The following is a 12,648-nucleotide window of genomic DNA, read 5'->3' as shown; positions in this document are numbered from 1 at the left end:
GCCCGCCTGGCGAGTGCAACCGTTTCCGCGCGCCGGGGATCCTGGCCCAAATCCTTAACCGACTCCGCTCCCGCGACTGACTTCTCCAGAACTGCGCGCTCGTTACGCATACCCGCTTCTCGTGGTTCTTCGCCAGGCGTGTCGGTTCCGTTCTTCCACGCTAAACATGAGGCGCGGAGTCGCCTGGCTTCACGGCGTCTCAGACGTCGATCCGGGCCGCGCACCACCAGCCGCGTTCGGTGCGCTCGCACCGGACCTCCCGTCGGGACACGGCCTTCGGAATCGCCCCGGTCGGGATGACGGCGCCGAGGTCGGTCATCTGGCAGCGCAGCCGCACCGTCGAGCCGTCCACCACGATCCCCTCCGCGGTGACCGGGATCAGGCTCCGAGTCCGCATCATGAGGATGACCTTGTCGAGCAACGCGACCAGCACCGAACCGTCCGTGGGGCCGCAGACCTCGAACGACCAGGCCGCGGACCCGCGGTGCAGACGTGTCCGGGCGAAACTCTCCACCAGCGCTCGGACGGCTTCCGTCAGACACGCTTCCCGCGTCGGTCCCCACGCTTCGATACGCAGGTCAGCGGCGTGCACGACGCGTGACGTGCCGCGCGCGTCCTGCTTCGGCAACGGTTTCCGCTCGAACCTCCCCACCACTGCAGCATCCGGGTGAGTGCCCGTGTCCGGCTTCACGCGGCGCGTTTGGCGTAGCGGGTGGCCAGGTCGCGCTTCGCCGTGCTCGCCGTTGGGCGCCGGCGACCGTGTTGAGGTGCCGCTACGCGACAACCCAGCCCTGTACAACCTTCCCCATCAGCCGACGGAACAAATCTGACCCGACGCGGCGTCGATGTTCGCGCGAGGCAGGCGCGACGTTCACGGTCCGGACGCGAAGGCCCGCTGAGCCCAGGTGGCGAAGGAAGTCCACCCGATCTCCGGGTGGGTGGCGTGCAGCGCGGTGATGTCCACCTGGTAACCCGGTCCGTTGAGAAACTCCCACATCGCGTGCATGTCCGGGTTGTGGATGGACTCGAGGTGGTATTCGGTGGACAAATTCATGATGCTGTTGTGGAGGTCATCGCCGCCGAGGCTCGCGGTCGTAGTACACGGTCATGGTGAGGTTGTCCTCGCCGCCGGTGACCTCCGAGGTGAAGGTGATGTCGTGGACCTGGACGTTGCCGAGGCCTTCGACTGTGTCGGCGACTCGTCGCAGCAGCGATGCGACGTCGCCCTGCCCTGGGCCGTCCGGGTTGCTCTGGGAGAAGTGGAACGCACGCCACTGGTCACGCGGGTCGGTCATGGCGCGCAGCTTGCCAGGCGGTGGTGACGGTGTCCCGCGCGGCCGGCCGGTCCCGGCGAGTGGCTTTGAAAGCGCGGTCGAAAGGGCAAAGCGAAGGTAATGACAGCAGGACAATGCTCTTTCAACTCTCGAATCAAGGCCACTTGAATGGCTGATGGGCTCGCCCGCTCCGCGCACTAGATTTCTCCTGCGGCCTCGTCGGAAGGCTGTTTCTGGGGGAGGGTCCTGCGGTGTCCCGCCGTGCTCGAAGAATGGCCCGGTACCTGACGCTTCTGCTGAGCGTTTCGGCTCTTCTCGCGGGCACCGTGTCGGTGACCCAAGCCGCTCCCCGAACACCGGTCGCACCGCAGTCCGCTGGCGCACCTCAGCCGGCTGATTTCGGGCCCGGCGCGGCGGAATCCGTGGACGTAGCCATCGGCGGCTGGGGTGACGCTCTGGGCTACCACGTCGAACTGGGCCGTGAGGCCGCCGGGTTCGCCTGGCAGGAGATCGCGCTGATCCACCCGGCGGGCTTCGACGACTCGTCGTGGACCGGCTACCAGTGCCTATCCGGAGACGGGAAGTTCGCCGCCCTGGCGATCCTGCCCGCATCGGCCGTGAACACCCAGGCCGCGCGCGACCACGGCGCTTTCGCCTACTCCGTCGACCTGACCTCCGGCGCGGTGCGGGCGCTGGCCGGCGGCGTCGGCTTGTCGGTGACCGGCGCATGGCACACGGTGTTCACCAGGGTGGATCTTTTCGGCCGGAAGTACTACCCAAAAAATTACGTACGGCCGCGCCCGTGTGGGATCACGCCGATCCGGCGGCTGGGCCGAGAACGTCGCTGTCGCCAAGATCAGCTGGGCGGAATCGGTACTGCCCAGCGAGTCGACTGCGCTCGACGCTGCCCGCTGAGTGAATAACTCGCCCATCGATCCGCCGCTACCTCACCGGCGCCGCCGTCCCCACCCTCGTCCCGCCCGCGAAGACGTCAATTTCCGACAGCAACCCGCTCGGTACGGCGCGGACTTCGGAGCCGCGGGGCCAGGGACGTTCGTCGAACACTGCGGTGAGCTCGCCGCCCGCGGTCGCGCGACGTGGTCGTAGCCGCGTGCCGTCACCGGCGCGCAGGTCGCCGACGGCACGGGCGGACAGGCGGCGCGCCCGTGTCGAGCACGACGTACTCGCCGTCTACCCGCGCGACCGTGGCCGCCAGACCGGCGGCGAGCCCGGTGAACCGAGCGACGAAACCGTTCGCCTGGGCGCAGGTACACAGTCTCTGGGCGGGCGTAATGCACGAGCTTGCCGTGGTCGAGGACGCCGATCTGGTCGTCGAGGGCGAACGCCTCGGACTGGTCGCGCGTGATGTACACGACGGTCGCGCCGCTTTCCCTGGGCAGAGTGGCGATCTCGACTCGCATCCGCTTCCCTAGATCGGCGTCCAGATTGGACAGTGGTTCGTCGAACAGCAGCAGCAATGGGCGGCCGACCAGCGCCCGGCCGAGCGCGACGCGCTGCCGCTCCCCGCCGGACAGCTCACTGGGAAACCGCATCGCGTAGTCGCTCAGGCCGACACGCTCCAGCACGGCGGTGGCCTGCTTCTCCGCCTCGCGGCGATCGATCTTCTTACGCCGCAGCGGGTAGGCGACGTTGTCCGCGACGGTCAGGTGCGGCCACAACGCGTAGTCCTGGAACACCATCGCCAGATCGCGCCGTTCCGGGGGCACGTGCAGCGTCTCGTCGGCGACCAAGCGGTCGCCGAGCAAGATCCGGCCGCCGTGGACGCGCTCGATGCCCCTCACCGACCGCGGCAACGTGGATTTGCCGAGCCCGACGGGCCGAGCACGACCACGAACTGTCCGGCTTCGGCGACGAGCGACACCTCGTCCAGCGCGGTCCGCGCCGTAGCGCTTGACCAGGTCCCGGACCTCCAGCCTGGTGGCCGTTCCGGTGTTCACCGGTGCTCCCAACGTCGCCATCCGGCCGGAGTCAGCAGCCGGAACAGGCCTAGCGCCACCCCGATCACCAGGAGGATCCCAGGCAGGCCGCCACGGGCGTCGATGCTTCGCCGGATTCTCGAGACGCTGGGCCAAGTCGCCGGAACCGGTGACGGCGCGAACATGCCCGACGGAGTCACCGCCGCGCTGGTGGCGAAACCGGACGCCCCGGTGGCAGTGCTGGAAGTCGACGAGAACTACGTCCCCCTGTCGCGGCGCAAGTGCGACCGGAGTGCCTGATCCTGCTCAACCTCAGCCGCGATCAGCTCGACCGCGTGGGCGAGGTGCGTACAGTCGAACCTGCGCTGCGGGCGCTGACGGCGGCGTTGCCGACCACTACGGTGATCGCCAACTGCGACGACCCGATCGTCGCCTCGGCCGGGCCGTGCTCCACACTGCTGCCGGTTGGTGCTGCGCTGCGGGCTCACCCGGCCGGATCCCTTCGGCGGGCCACCATCCACGCTCCCCCTGCCCGAAATCAGCGCCCTGCGGCAAGAACGGCTCCGGGCCGCCAAACGTCGACCGCGAAGGTAAACGGGCGGGAAACCATTTTGCCGAACGTTATCCCCGGCGGTGCGACACTGCCGCGGCGACGTGATCCCCGTGCGACGCCGGAGAACAACCCATTTCTGGTGGATCCGGTCGCGCCGCGCGGAGGGAGTCGGATCGCCGTGGGCGGCGTCGCGACAGCCTGGCCACGTTGCGGGTGGCATCATTCCCAGGCATAGACAGGAAAATCTAAGATCCAATTGGATCGACTGGCGCGCAAAAGCTGCCCCGTAATTATCGCCCCTGAAGGCTTGACAGCCGAGCGTCGCCCACCACTAATCTGGATGGCGCATACTAAAATAGGTGTTCCCGTGGGGCGGATCTGATCATTCCGTATCGCGTTGCGGCGTGCCAAGAACATCTTCGTGGGGATTTTTGGATTGGCGGGAGTTCAGTCGCATGAGACACGGGTCGACACCGCGAACGCTCAGGCGACGCCAGCGCTGCCCGAGGGCGCGCGGTACCTTTCTTAGCGGCACGGCCCAACATATTGCGTCAGCCGTCGAGCCTGAGCGCGCTGGCCGATGCCGGGTGGCGTCCGCGTCTCGACTTGCAGCCATCCCTTCCACGATCTCGGCGCCAGCTCCCCGCCGCGGGCCAGGTTCCGGATCTTGCGGGCGAACACAGGCCCGCCGCCGGCGTTGGCCGATGCATACCAGCATCCGGCGATCACACCGCTGTACTCATGACGCGAGGTCCGCAGTCGGAGACTGCATCTCTCCTTCCCGCTGCGGACCGCGCCGGAACACGGCTAGCCGTGTTCCGGCGCCAGACCCGAAAGCAGTCCAGGCAAGCGTGAATCTCGTTCATGAGTCAGGCTCGCTTGTCGCGCCGACTGCTCCAATTTCTGATTCAAGAGGTTCATCGAATGGGCAACTCGCACGGCGTCCTGACCACTGAGGCGGCTGACAATCTGACCGCGCTCGCCGAATGCGAGCGACTTTTTGCCGAGGTGCTCACCGATATCGTGGGCATCGACCACGTGGAGGTCGACAGCCACTTCTTCGACGACCTCGGCGCCGACTCCATGGTCATGGCCCGCTTCTGCGCACGCGTACGGAAACGGCCCGACCTGCCATCGGTATCCATGCCCGACATCTACAAACACCCGACGATCCGGAGTCTTGCAGCAGCCCTCGCCGCCGCCACAACCACGCCCGCCCCACGGCCGGCAACCATGCCCGCCGAATGCGAGCGACGCTTCGCCGAGGTGCTCACCGACATCACCGGCACCGACCACGTGGAGGTCGACAGCCACTTCTTCGACGACCTCGGCGCCGACTCCATGGTCATGGCCCGCTTCTGCGCACGCGTACGGAAACGGCCCGACCTGCCATCGGTATCCATGCCCGACATCTACAAACACCCGACGATCCGGAGTCTTGCAGCAGCCCTCACCACCACAACCGGTTCCGAACCCGCATCTGCCTCGCAGCCGGCAACTCCAGCGGCTCCCCTTGAGCGGCCGAGGCACGCCCGCAAGGGGAAGTACGTCCTCTGCGGGGCGTTGCAGCTCCTGGTCCTCCTCGGCTACCCCGCCCTCACCGCGGCCGTCTGGGTGGCGGGCTTCAACTGGATTTCGACGAGCTCGAACCTGGTCGACGTCTACCTTCGGTCGGTCGCGTTCGGCGCCGCGATGTTCCTCGGCCTGTGCACACTTCCAATCCTGGTCAAGTGGGCGCTCGTCGGCCGGTGGAAGCCCCAGCAGATCCGCGTGTGGAGCATGGCGTACGTCCGGTTCTGGCTCGTCAAAACCTTGATCCAGCGGAACCCGATGGTGCTGTTCGTCGGTTCACCGCTGTACTCGCTCTACCTGAGGGCTCTGGGCGCGAAGATCGGGCGCGGCGCAGTCATCTTCTCCAGGAACCTGCCCGTGTGCACCGACCTGCTCAGCATCGGTGACGGCGCGGTGATCCGGAAGGACTCGTTCTTCAACGGCTACCGGGCCGACGATGGGATCATCCAGACGGGTGCGGTGAACATCGGCAGGGACGCGCTCGTCGGCGAGGCGACGGTGCTCGACATCGGGGCCTCGCTGGGTGACGGGGCGCAGCTCGGCCACTCGTCCGCCCTGCACGCGGGTCAGGCAATACCTGCTGGGGAGCGCTGGGGCGGCGCACCTGCCCAGCGGTCGGAGAAGACGAACCAGATGGCGGTCTCAGCACGCGACGTGGGCACAGGGCGACGGGTGGTCTTCTCGGCCGTGCAGTTGGGGAACCTGCTGCTGCTGGGTCTGCCGCTGACCTTCGGCGTCGCGGACTTCGCGCTCCCGCGGCTGCCAGAGTTCGGCCCCCTGCTGGACGCGGCACCGGTATCGCTCACGACCTGGACGTTCTTCCTTGACGCGCTGGTCGTCTCCGCCGTGGTCTTCTTCGGCGCCTTGCTCGTCGGCCTCGTGCTCGTGGGAACCGTTCCGCGCGTGCTGAACCTCTTCATCAAGCCGGACAAGGTCTATCCGCTGTACGGATTCCGATACTGGGTCCACCGCGCGATCGCCCGCACGACCAACATCAGGTTCTTCACGACCCTCTTCGGTGGCACTTCCTACATCATCTACTACCTGCGCTGGTTGGGCTACAGCCTGCGCGGGGTGCGGCAGACCGGTTCGAACTTCGGCGAAATGGTCAAGCACGACACCCCGTTCCTGAGCGCGGCCGGCAGCGGAACGATGGTGGCGGACGGGCTGTCCATCATCAACGCCGATTTCTCGAGCACTTCCTTCCGCCTGTCCCAGGCGTCGATCGGGCCGGACAACTTCCTGGGAAACATGATCGCCTACCCTCCGCAGAGCAAGGCGGGCGACAACTGCCTCCTCGCGACGAAGGTCATGGTTCCCCTCGACGGACGGGTGCGGGAAGGCGTGGGCTTGCTCGGCGCGCCCAGCTTCGAGATCCCGCGATCGGTCAGGCGCGACAGGGATCTCGACGTGAGCAGCGCGGACGAGCTGCGCCGTGGCCTCCGTGCCAAGACCGTCTACAACACCATCAGCATGGCGCTGTTCCTGCTGGTGCGCTGGACCTTCTTCTTGTCCGTCATCGTGGTCTACCTGGCTGCGATCAACCTGTTGCACTTCCTGGGCGCGCTCGCACTCGCGGTCGCACTGGCCACCGCACTGGTCATCGTTTTCACGGTCGCCTACAACGTCGTGGTCGACCGGCTGTTCCGGCCACTGCAGGCCTTGGTGCCGCAGGGGTGCTCGATCTACGACCGCGCTTTCTGGCGACACGAACGGTTCTGGAAAGTCACTTCCCTGACCTTTGTCCTCGCCTTCAACGGCACCCCGCTGAAGAATGTGATCTGGCGGCTGCTGGGTATGCGGGTCGGCCGCCGGGTCTTCGACGACGGCCTCCGCGTGCCTGAGCGGAGTTTCACCACGATCGGCGAGAACTGCACCCTCAATGCGGACACCGTCGTCCAGTGCCACTCGCAGGAGGACGGCGGGTTCAAGTCCGACCGCATCGCGATCGGCGCCGGCTGCACCCTCGGTGTCGGCGCGTTCGTCCACTATGGCGTGACGACGGGGGACGGCGCGGTGCTCGCCACCAGTTCCTTCCTGATGAAGGGCGAGGAAATGCCACCGAACGCGCTGTGGGGCGGAAACCCCGCCACAGAGATGCGCGAGCACCCGGGCAATCGGCAGGTTCGGAAGACCGGCGGTGACAACGGTGCCACCGTGCTCGTCCGCGGCGGCTGACGCCGGGCAAACGTGGAATGCGGGGATTATTCGATGGACAGACAAGCGGGGTGAGACCGGCCGGGCGTTCTTGCGTGCTGTCGTGCTCGCGGGCGGCGCGACCGCGATCCCGCGGTGGACGCTCGACCCGGCACCGGGCGTCGCCGAGCAGACGGCGACCCTCGACGACGACCTCGCAGCAGCGTTGTGCCCGGTCTGGCCGCGTACGCGAAGGTGCGGTCGCGCGGTGTCCTTAAAGGACATCGCCGAGCTGCCGCACCGCGAGCACGCCCCGAACTGCTGACGTCCTCCTCTGGTTGGACCTGAAGGGAGATCAAGATGTCGTCCTCATCATCATCGCTGGTGGACGTGGATCTGCAGCTCGGCAGGGTGCCGATGCTGCGAGCCGATGCCTCCGGCGACAGACCGGCCTGGGCGGCCGCGCACCGCGCGGCCTTGCGTGCCGTCGTCGCCGAGCACGGTGCGGTCCTGGTCCGCGGTCTCGGGCTGCGCGATGCGGCCGAAGTCACCGCGGTGTTCCGTGGGCTGGCCACCGCAGGCATGATGACCGAGTGGGAGGCGTTCGCGGAGCGGCAGACCTACGCCGAGGGCGTCTACTCGTCGTCGAAGTGGCCACCGAACCAGCCGATGTGCATGCACCACGAACTGAGCTACCGGCTCGAATTTCCCGGCGTGATGCTGTTCGCCTGCCTGTCCGCGCCTGCCGAGGGCGGGGCGACCGGCGTGGCGGACTCGACGGCCGTGCTCCGCGCGTTGCCCGGTGACCTCGTCGAACGACTGGAGCGGGAGGGCTGGACGCTCGTCCGCAACTACAACGAGGAGATCGGCGCGTCGCTCGCCCAGGCGTTCGGCACCGAGGACCGTGGCGCGGTCGAGAGCTACTGCCGCGCCAACGCCATCGAGTTCGAGTGGCAACCCGATGGGGGGCTGCGCACCTGGCAGCGCCGCAGCGCGGTGCTGCGGCACCCGGTCACCGGCCTGCGCTGCTGGTTCAACCAGATCGCCTTCCTCAACGAGTGGACGCTCGACCCCGAGGTGCGCGAGTTCCTGGTCGACACCTACGGCGCCGAGGGGCTGCCGTTCACCACCCGCTTCGGCGGTGGCGACCCGATCGGCGAGGACGTCGTGCAGCTGCTCAACGAGGTCTACGAGGCCAGAACCATGCGAGAGCCCTGGCAGGCAGGCGATCTGATGCTCGTCGACAACATCCGCAGCGCGCACAGCAGGGAGCCCTTCACCGGACCGCGCGAAGTCCTGGTCGGGATGGCTGACCCGGTTCGCCTGGCCGACTGCTCGCCGACCGTCGAGCTCGACGTCGGATGACCACCGACCCGCGCATGCCACCGGCTGGTCGGGCACGGTTCCTGGTCGGCGGATCCACCGGCATGGTTGTCAGCGGCGCGACGAGCCGGCTCACCAGCAATGGCGCCTGCGGCGAACGCCCCGGACCTCAGCGAGCGCTGCTGCATCGACACCGTCTACCAGTCCAACGGACGTGCTCAACTCCGTTGGCCTGAGCACTGCGCACTGATGCGCCAGGTGAGAGGACCAGAAAGGAATCTTCCGAGATGATCATGCGGTTGCCGGACCTCGTTGCCAGGTGTGCCCAACGCGCCCCGCGCGCGCCCGCCTTGACCTCGCGAACGACCACGATCTCCTACGCGGACCTGCACGAGCGGACGGAGCGAGCGGCCGCCGGCCTGCGCGATCTTGGGCTCGATGATGGTGAGCGCGTCGCGGTCTTCCTGGACAAGAGGATCGACACCGTCGTGGCGCTGCTGGCCTGCTCGCAGGCCGGTGGCGTGTTCATCCCGGTGAATCCCGTGCTGCGGGCCAGGCAGGTGAGGCACGTTCTCGATGACTGCGCCGCGCGGGTGGTGGTGACGTCCACGGATCGGCTGAGGGCCCTGCGTGCCGAACTCTCCGCCTGCAAGTCCCTCTCCCACGTCCTCGTGCTGGGCGGCTCGCCTGGTGAGGACAAGGAAGCCCCTTACCGCATGCATGTCTGGCCAGAGGTCGCCGAGCGCGCAACGCAGGCTGTGTGTCCAACGGGTGGCGTCGACACGGATGTGGCCGCGATCCTCTACACGTCGGGGAGCACCGGGGCCCCGAAGGGCGTCGTGCTGTCGCACCGGAATCTGGTCGTCGGCGCGGAAAGTGTCAGCACTTATCTGAACAACACGGCAGAAGACCGAATCCTGGCGGTTCTCCCGCTCAGCTTCGACGCCGGGCTGAGCCAATTGACGACTGGCTTCTACGTCGGTGCCCACGTGGTGCTCGCCGACTACCTGCTGCCCGGAGATGTCGTCCGGCTGTGCGCGGAGCACCGCATCAGCGGAATGGTTGGTGTACCGCCTTTGTGGATCCAGCTCGCGGCCCAGACGTGGCCATCCGAGGCCGTAGCCGGGATGCGCTACTTCGCGAACACTGGAGGGCGCCTCCCGCGCGTCACCCTGCAACGACTGCGAGCGATCTTCCCGACTGCGGAGCCGTACCTGATGTACGGCCTCACCGAGGCGTTCCGCTCCACCTACCTCGATCCGCGGGAGGTCGACCGGCGGCCGGATTCGATCGGCCAGGCCATCCCGAACGCCGAGATCCTCGTGGTGCGGGAGGACGGCGGCCTGTGTGGGCCGGGTGAGCCGGGTGAGCTGGTACACCGAGGTCCCCTCGTCGCCTTGGGCTATTGGAATGACGCGCAGCGCACGGCCGAGCGGTTCCGGCCGCCGCCGAACCGTCCGGTCGAGCTGTGTACGCCCGAGCTCGCGGTCTGGTCCGGCGACGTCGTCGTCCGCGACGAGGAGGGCTTCCTGTACTTCGTCGGGCGGCGTGACGACATGATCAAGACATCGGGGTATCGGGTCAGTCCCCAAGAGATCGAGGAAGTGGCCTACGAGACTGGACTGGTCCACGATGCCGTAGCGCTCGGCCTGGAGGACGAGGCGCTCGGCCACCGGGTCGTCCTCGTCGTGGCCCCCCGCGATCCCGCCGGCTTCGATCCGGCCGCGGTGACCGCGCGCTTGCGGCAGGAACTGCCCGGCTACATGGTGCCCGCCGAGGTGATGGTCCGCAGCGCCCTGCCCCGATCACCGAACGGCAAGTTCGACCGGGCGGCCCTTCGCCACGAGCTCGCCGCCTCCCGCCCTCAGGAGCCCGCATGACCGCAGTCGCCCACACTCCCACGATCTGCCCGTTCGCAACCTCCGACGGCATGGTCCACTTCGGCGGCCACCCGGCCGTGTTGCTCGCTGACCGCGCCGGTGCCACCGACGGCCCGGAGTCGCGCGGCCACGCCTTCCTCGTCGATGGCGGCCTCCCCCACCGGTTCGCTGCCTTGGACGGGTCATCCACACGACGAACTACCCGGTCGCCATCGCGAACCGAATGGGCGTCCAGGGTCCTGAGACCGTCGGCGTCGCCGGGTGCTTGCGCACCCCGCTGGACCTGCTCGCGCTTGATGTCTTCCTCCCGCGTGCCAGGGTCGGCGACCTTGTGGCGGTCCGCCGGGGCCGGCGCCTACCGGAAGAGGTCCTCGGCCATCCGACACCGAGGGAGCTGTTGGTGCAGATCGCAGGCCACCGGCTTCTACGACTGATGAGGAGAATCCCCATGACTCGCTCGCCAGAGATCTCACGGGCGATCTTCGAGGACGTCAAGTCCGTCGTGGTAGTCACGCTGGACATCGAGGACCAGGCCGATGACTTCGGGCCGGAGACGAGGCTCTACGGCAATCTTCCCGAGCTTGATTCGCTCACCGTCGTCAAGCTCATCGTCGCCTTGCGCAAACGATTCGACATCGAGATCGAGATCGACGAGATCGTCGGCGACATCTTCGACACACTCGGACGGCTCGCGGCCTTCGTGGAGTCCAAGGTTCCTTGACACTGCAGCCCCTCCCGCGGCGAGTGGTGATCGAGAAGAAGATCTCGCATTCCGATCCAACGCCTGGACCTGTTGTGTCGGGAACGGGAGAGCTGACGAGTTCGGAGAACTGTTCGACGAAGGCAACATTGTCGTGACCGGTGCGCCGGAAGCACGCTCCGGTCGGGTCAACCACGTGAGCATTGAACGGCGTCGCGATCTTGGTTCCGCGGTAGCGGTAGCGTTCGACACGCATCTTGGCCTGGTTGTAGAGGACGCTCCGGCGCGAGACAGTCGGTCGATATACGGGCGGTCGACCGCTGAGCCGGCGCGAAAAAGGTCCAGGCTGCTTTGGGCACGGCCTTCGTGGCGGGTCGTCGCCCCAGTGACCACGAGGGGATCACCGTTGCGCACGGTCTTATCGCCGCGCGTCCGCTCCGGCATCACGGTTGAGCACTTCTGTTGCCCCGGCCAGGCACTCCAGCTCCGGCGCCGTGCTCTCCACCACTACGCGAGCAGACGCGCGTTGCAACGGCAACTGTGGGCACCCGCACCCGGTGATGCCGGACGAGAGACATTAATGCGCTTCCCTGAGTTGGATCTCGGAAATCGATCGTTACCGCGACGACACACTGGCAATGCACCCAAGGTGCTAGCGGCCTGACGAGGCAGTGCTGCGCCGACACCGGGACGCTGGCGTCCCGAAACTGACCAGTGGAGAATGCGCTCAGATTCATGCCATTTCGCGTTCCGCGACTACGCGGAAGCTGTGTGACGACCGCCGGTGAGGCGCTGGATGGTGTCGGTGGTGTGGTCCTCGGCTCCCTCCGCGATGGCACGGTCCATGCCTGCCAGCATCGCGGCAAACTCCGGCGGCACCTGCGCCGTGAGGCGATCGCGCATTTGCTCGTGCGTCAGGTGGTGGTGGACCACAGGTCGGCCGGTGATCTCGGTGATGATCGTGGCGACGTCGTCGTAGCTGAGCGCCTCTGGTCCGGTGAGGACGAGATCGGTGTTGGGGGCACGGTCGCCGGCCAGGGCGTGCACGGCAGCGGCGGCGATGTCGTCGGCGTCCCCTGCGCCAGCTGCCTGCCGCAGTTCCCCAACTCGCGAGGCCGCGGCCCGAACCGGCCGGGCGGCGCTGCCGGGAGTGGTGAACGCTCAGGCGTACGCGTACGGAGGGTAGAGGCGCTGCCACGCGACGTCGGCAACCCAGTGAACCACTCGTCCAATTAGGTGTCCACCCGGTGAATTCGCCGCGAACTGGTTCAGA

The 12,648-nt window shown here is 67.4% G+C and carries 12 protein-coding genes; 7 read left to right on the top strand and 5 right to left on the bottom strand.

All coding sequences use genetic code 11. The annotated features are described in order from the left end of the window. Window positions 1-199: 199 nt before the first annotated feature. From ABZU76_RS44930 to ABZU76_RS44920, 3 genes are all read right to left on the bottom strand, one after another. The gene (locus ABZU76_RS44930) at window positions 200-652 is read right to left on the bottom strand and encodes an archease (protein WP_220241676.1); all 453 of its coding nucleotides are present in this window, start codon (window positions 650-652) and stop codon (window positions 200-202) included. 219 nt (window positions 653-871) lie between these two features. After that, window positions 872-1,054 (bottom strand): hypothetical protein, encoded by a 183-nt coding sequence (locus ABZU76_RS44925; protein WP_354882534.1) that lies wholly within the window; start codon window positions 1,052-1,054, stop codon window positions 872-874. Between the two features lie 16 nt (window positions 1,055-1,070). Beyond that, complete coding sequence (locus tag ABZU76_RS44920; protein ID WP_354882531.1) at window positions 1,071-1,295, bottom strand: hypothetical protein; 225 nt, start codon at window positions 1,293-1,295, stop codon at window positions 1,071-1,073. 401 nt (window positions 1,296-1,696) lie between these two features. Here ABZU76_RS44920 and ABZU76_RS44915 point away from each other — a divergent pair, with 401 nt between their 5' ends. Then, a complete protein-coding gene (locus tag ABZU76_RS44915; RefSeq protein ID WP_354882528.1) occupies window positions 1,697-2,197 on the top strand; it encodes a hypothetical protein in 501 nt (166 codons plus the stop codon). Between the two features lie 24 nt (window positions 2,198-2,221). Here ABZU76_RS44915 and ABZU76_RS44910 read toward each other — a convergent pair whose 3' ends face one another. After that, window positions 2,222-3,253, bottom strand: a complete 1,032-nt coding sequence (locus tag ABZU76_RS44910; RefSeq protein WP_354882525.1) for an ABC transporter ATP-binding protein — start codon at window positions 3,251-3,253, stop codon at window positions 2,222-2,224. Between the two features lie 81 nt (window positions 3,254-3,334). Here ABZU76_RS44910 and ABZU76_RS44905 point away from each other — a divergent pair, with 81 nt between their 5' ends. The 6 genes from ABZU76_RS44905 (at window position 3,335) to ABZU76_RS44880 (ending at window position 11,396) form a co-directional block, all read left to right on the top strand. After that, a complete protein-coding gene (locus tag ABZU76_RS44905) occupies window positions 3,335-3,511 on the top strand; it encodes a hypothetical protein (RefSeq protein ID WP_354882522.1) in 177 nt (58 codons plus the stop codon). A 1,177-nt stretch (window positions 3,512-4,688) separates the two neighbouring features. Next, complete coding sequence (locus tag ABZU76_RS44900) at window positions 4,689-7,514, top strand: Pls/PosA family non-ribosomal peptide synthetase (RefSeq protein WP_354882519.1); 2,826 nt, start codon at window positions 4,689-4,691, stop codon at window positions 7,512-7,514. Window positions 7,515-7,584: 70 nt separating this feature from the next. Next, a complete protein-coding gene (locus tag ABZU76_RS44895) occupies window positions 7,585-7,797 on the top strand; it encodes a hypothetical protein (RefSeq protein ID WP_354882516.1) in 213 nt (70 codons plus the stop codon). Window positions 7,798-7,832: 35 nt separating this feature from the next. After that, a complete protein-coding gene (locus ABZU76_RS44890; RefSeq protein WP_354882514.1) occupies window positions 7,833-8,837 on the top strand; it encodes a TauD/TfdA family dioxygenase in 1,005 nt (334 codons plus the stop codon). A 245-nt stretch (window positions 8,838-9,082) separates the two neighbouring features. Next, window positions 9,083-10,675 carry an acyl-CoA ligase (AMP-forming), exosortase A system-associated gene (locus ABZU76_RS44885; RefSeq protein WP_354882511.1) on the top strand — a complete coding sequence of 531 codons (1,593 nt, stop codon included), beginning with the start codon at window positions 9,083-9,085 and terminating at the stop codon, window positions 10,673-10,675. 223 nt (window positions 10,676-10,898) lie between these two features. After that, a complete protein-coding gene (locus tag ABZU76_RS44880; protein ID WP_354882508.1) occupies window positions 10,899-11,396 on the top strand; it encodes a phosphopantetheine-binding protein in 498 nt (165 codons plus the stop codon). Window positions 11,397-12,131: 735 nt separating this feature from the next. On the opposite strand, the gene ABZU76_RS44875 is transcribed toward ABZU76_RS44880, so the two are convergent. Next, window positions 12,132-12,422 carry a hypothetical protein gene (locus ABZU76_RS44875; protein WP_354882505.1) on the bottom strand — a complete coding sequence of 97 codons (291 nt, stop codon included), beginning with the start codon at window positions 12,420-12,422 and terminating at the stop codon, window positions 12,132-12,134. Window positions 12,423-12,648: the final 226 nt, after the last annotated feature.

Source organism: Amycolatopsis sp. NPDC005232 (genome assembly GCF_040607795.1).
Taxonomy (GTDB): Bacteria; Actinomycetota; Actinomycetes; order Mycobacteriales; family Pseudonocardiaceae; genus Amycolatopsis.
This window is presented reverse-complemented; position numbering and strand designations above follow the sequence as displayed.

What these genes read in the sequence shown, in the direction of transcription:
- ABZU76_RS44925 (WP_354882534.1), bottom strand. Translation starts at nt 1,054, where the DNA reads ATGAATTTGTCCACCGAATACCACCTCGAGTCCATCCACAACCCGGAC.
- ABZU76_RS44920 (WP_354882531.1), bottom strand. Translation starts at nt 1,295, where the DNA reads ATGACCGACCCGCGTGACCAGTGGCGTGCGTTCCACTTCTCCCAGAGC.
- ABZU76_RS44910 (WP_354882525.1), bottom strand. Translation starts at nt 3,253, where the DNA reads ATGGCGACGTTGGGAGCACCGGTGAACACCGGAACGGCCACCAGGCTG.
- ABZU76_RS44905 (WP_354882522.1), top strand. Translation starts at nt 3,335, where the DNA reads ATGCTTCGCCGGATTCTCGAGACGCTGGGCCAAGTCGCCGGAACCGGT.
- ABZU76_RS44900 (WP_354882519.1), top strand. Translation starts at nt 4,689, where the DNA reads ATGGGCAACTCGCACGGCGTCCTGACCACTGAGGCGGCTGACAATCTG.
- ABZU76_RS44890 (WP_354882514.1), top strand. Translation starts at nt 7,833, where the DNA reads ATGTCGTCCTCATCATCATCGCTGGTGGACGTGGATCTGCAGCTCGGC.
- ABZU76_RS44885 (WP_354882511.1), top strand. Translation starts at nt 9,083, where the DNA reads ATGATCATGCGGTTGCCGGACCTCGTTGCCAGGTGTGCCCAACGCGCC.
- ABZU76_RS44880 (WP_354882508.1), top strand. Translation starts at nt 10,899, where the DNA reads ATGGGCGTCCAGGGTCCTGAGACCGTCGGCGTCGCCGGGTGCTTGCGC.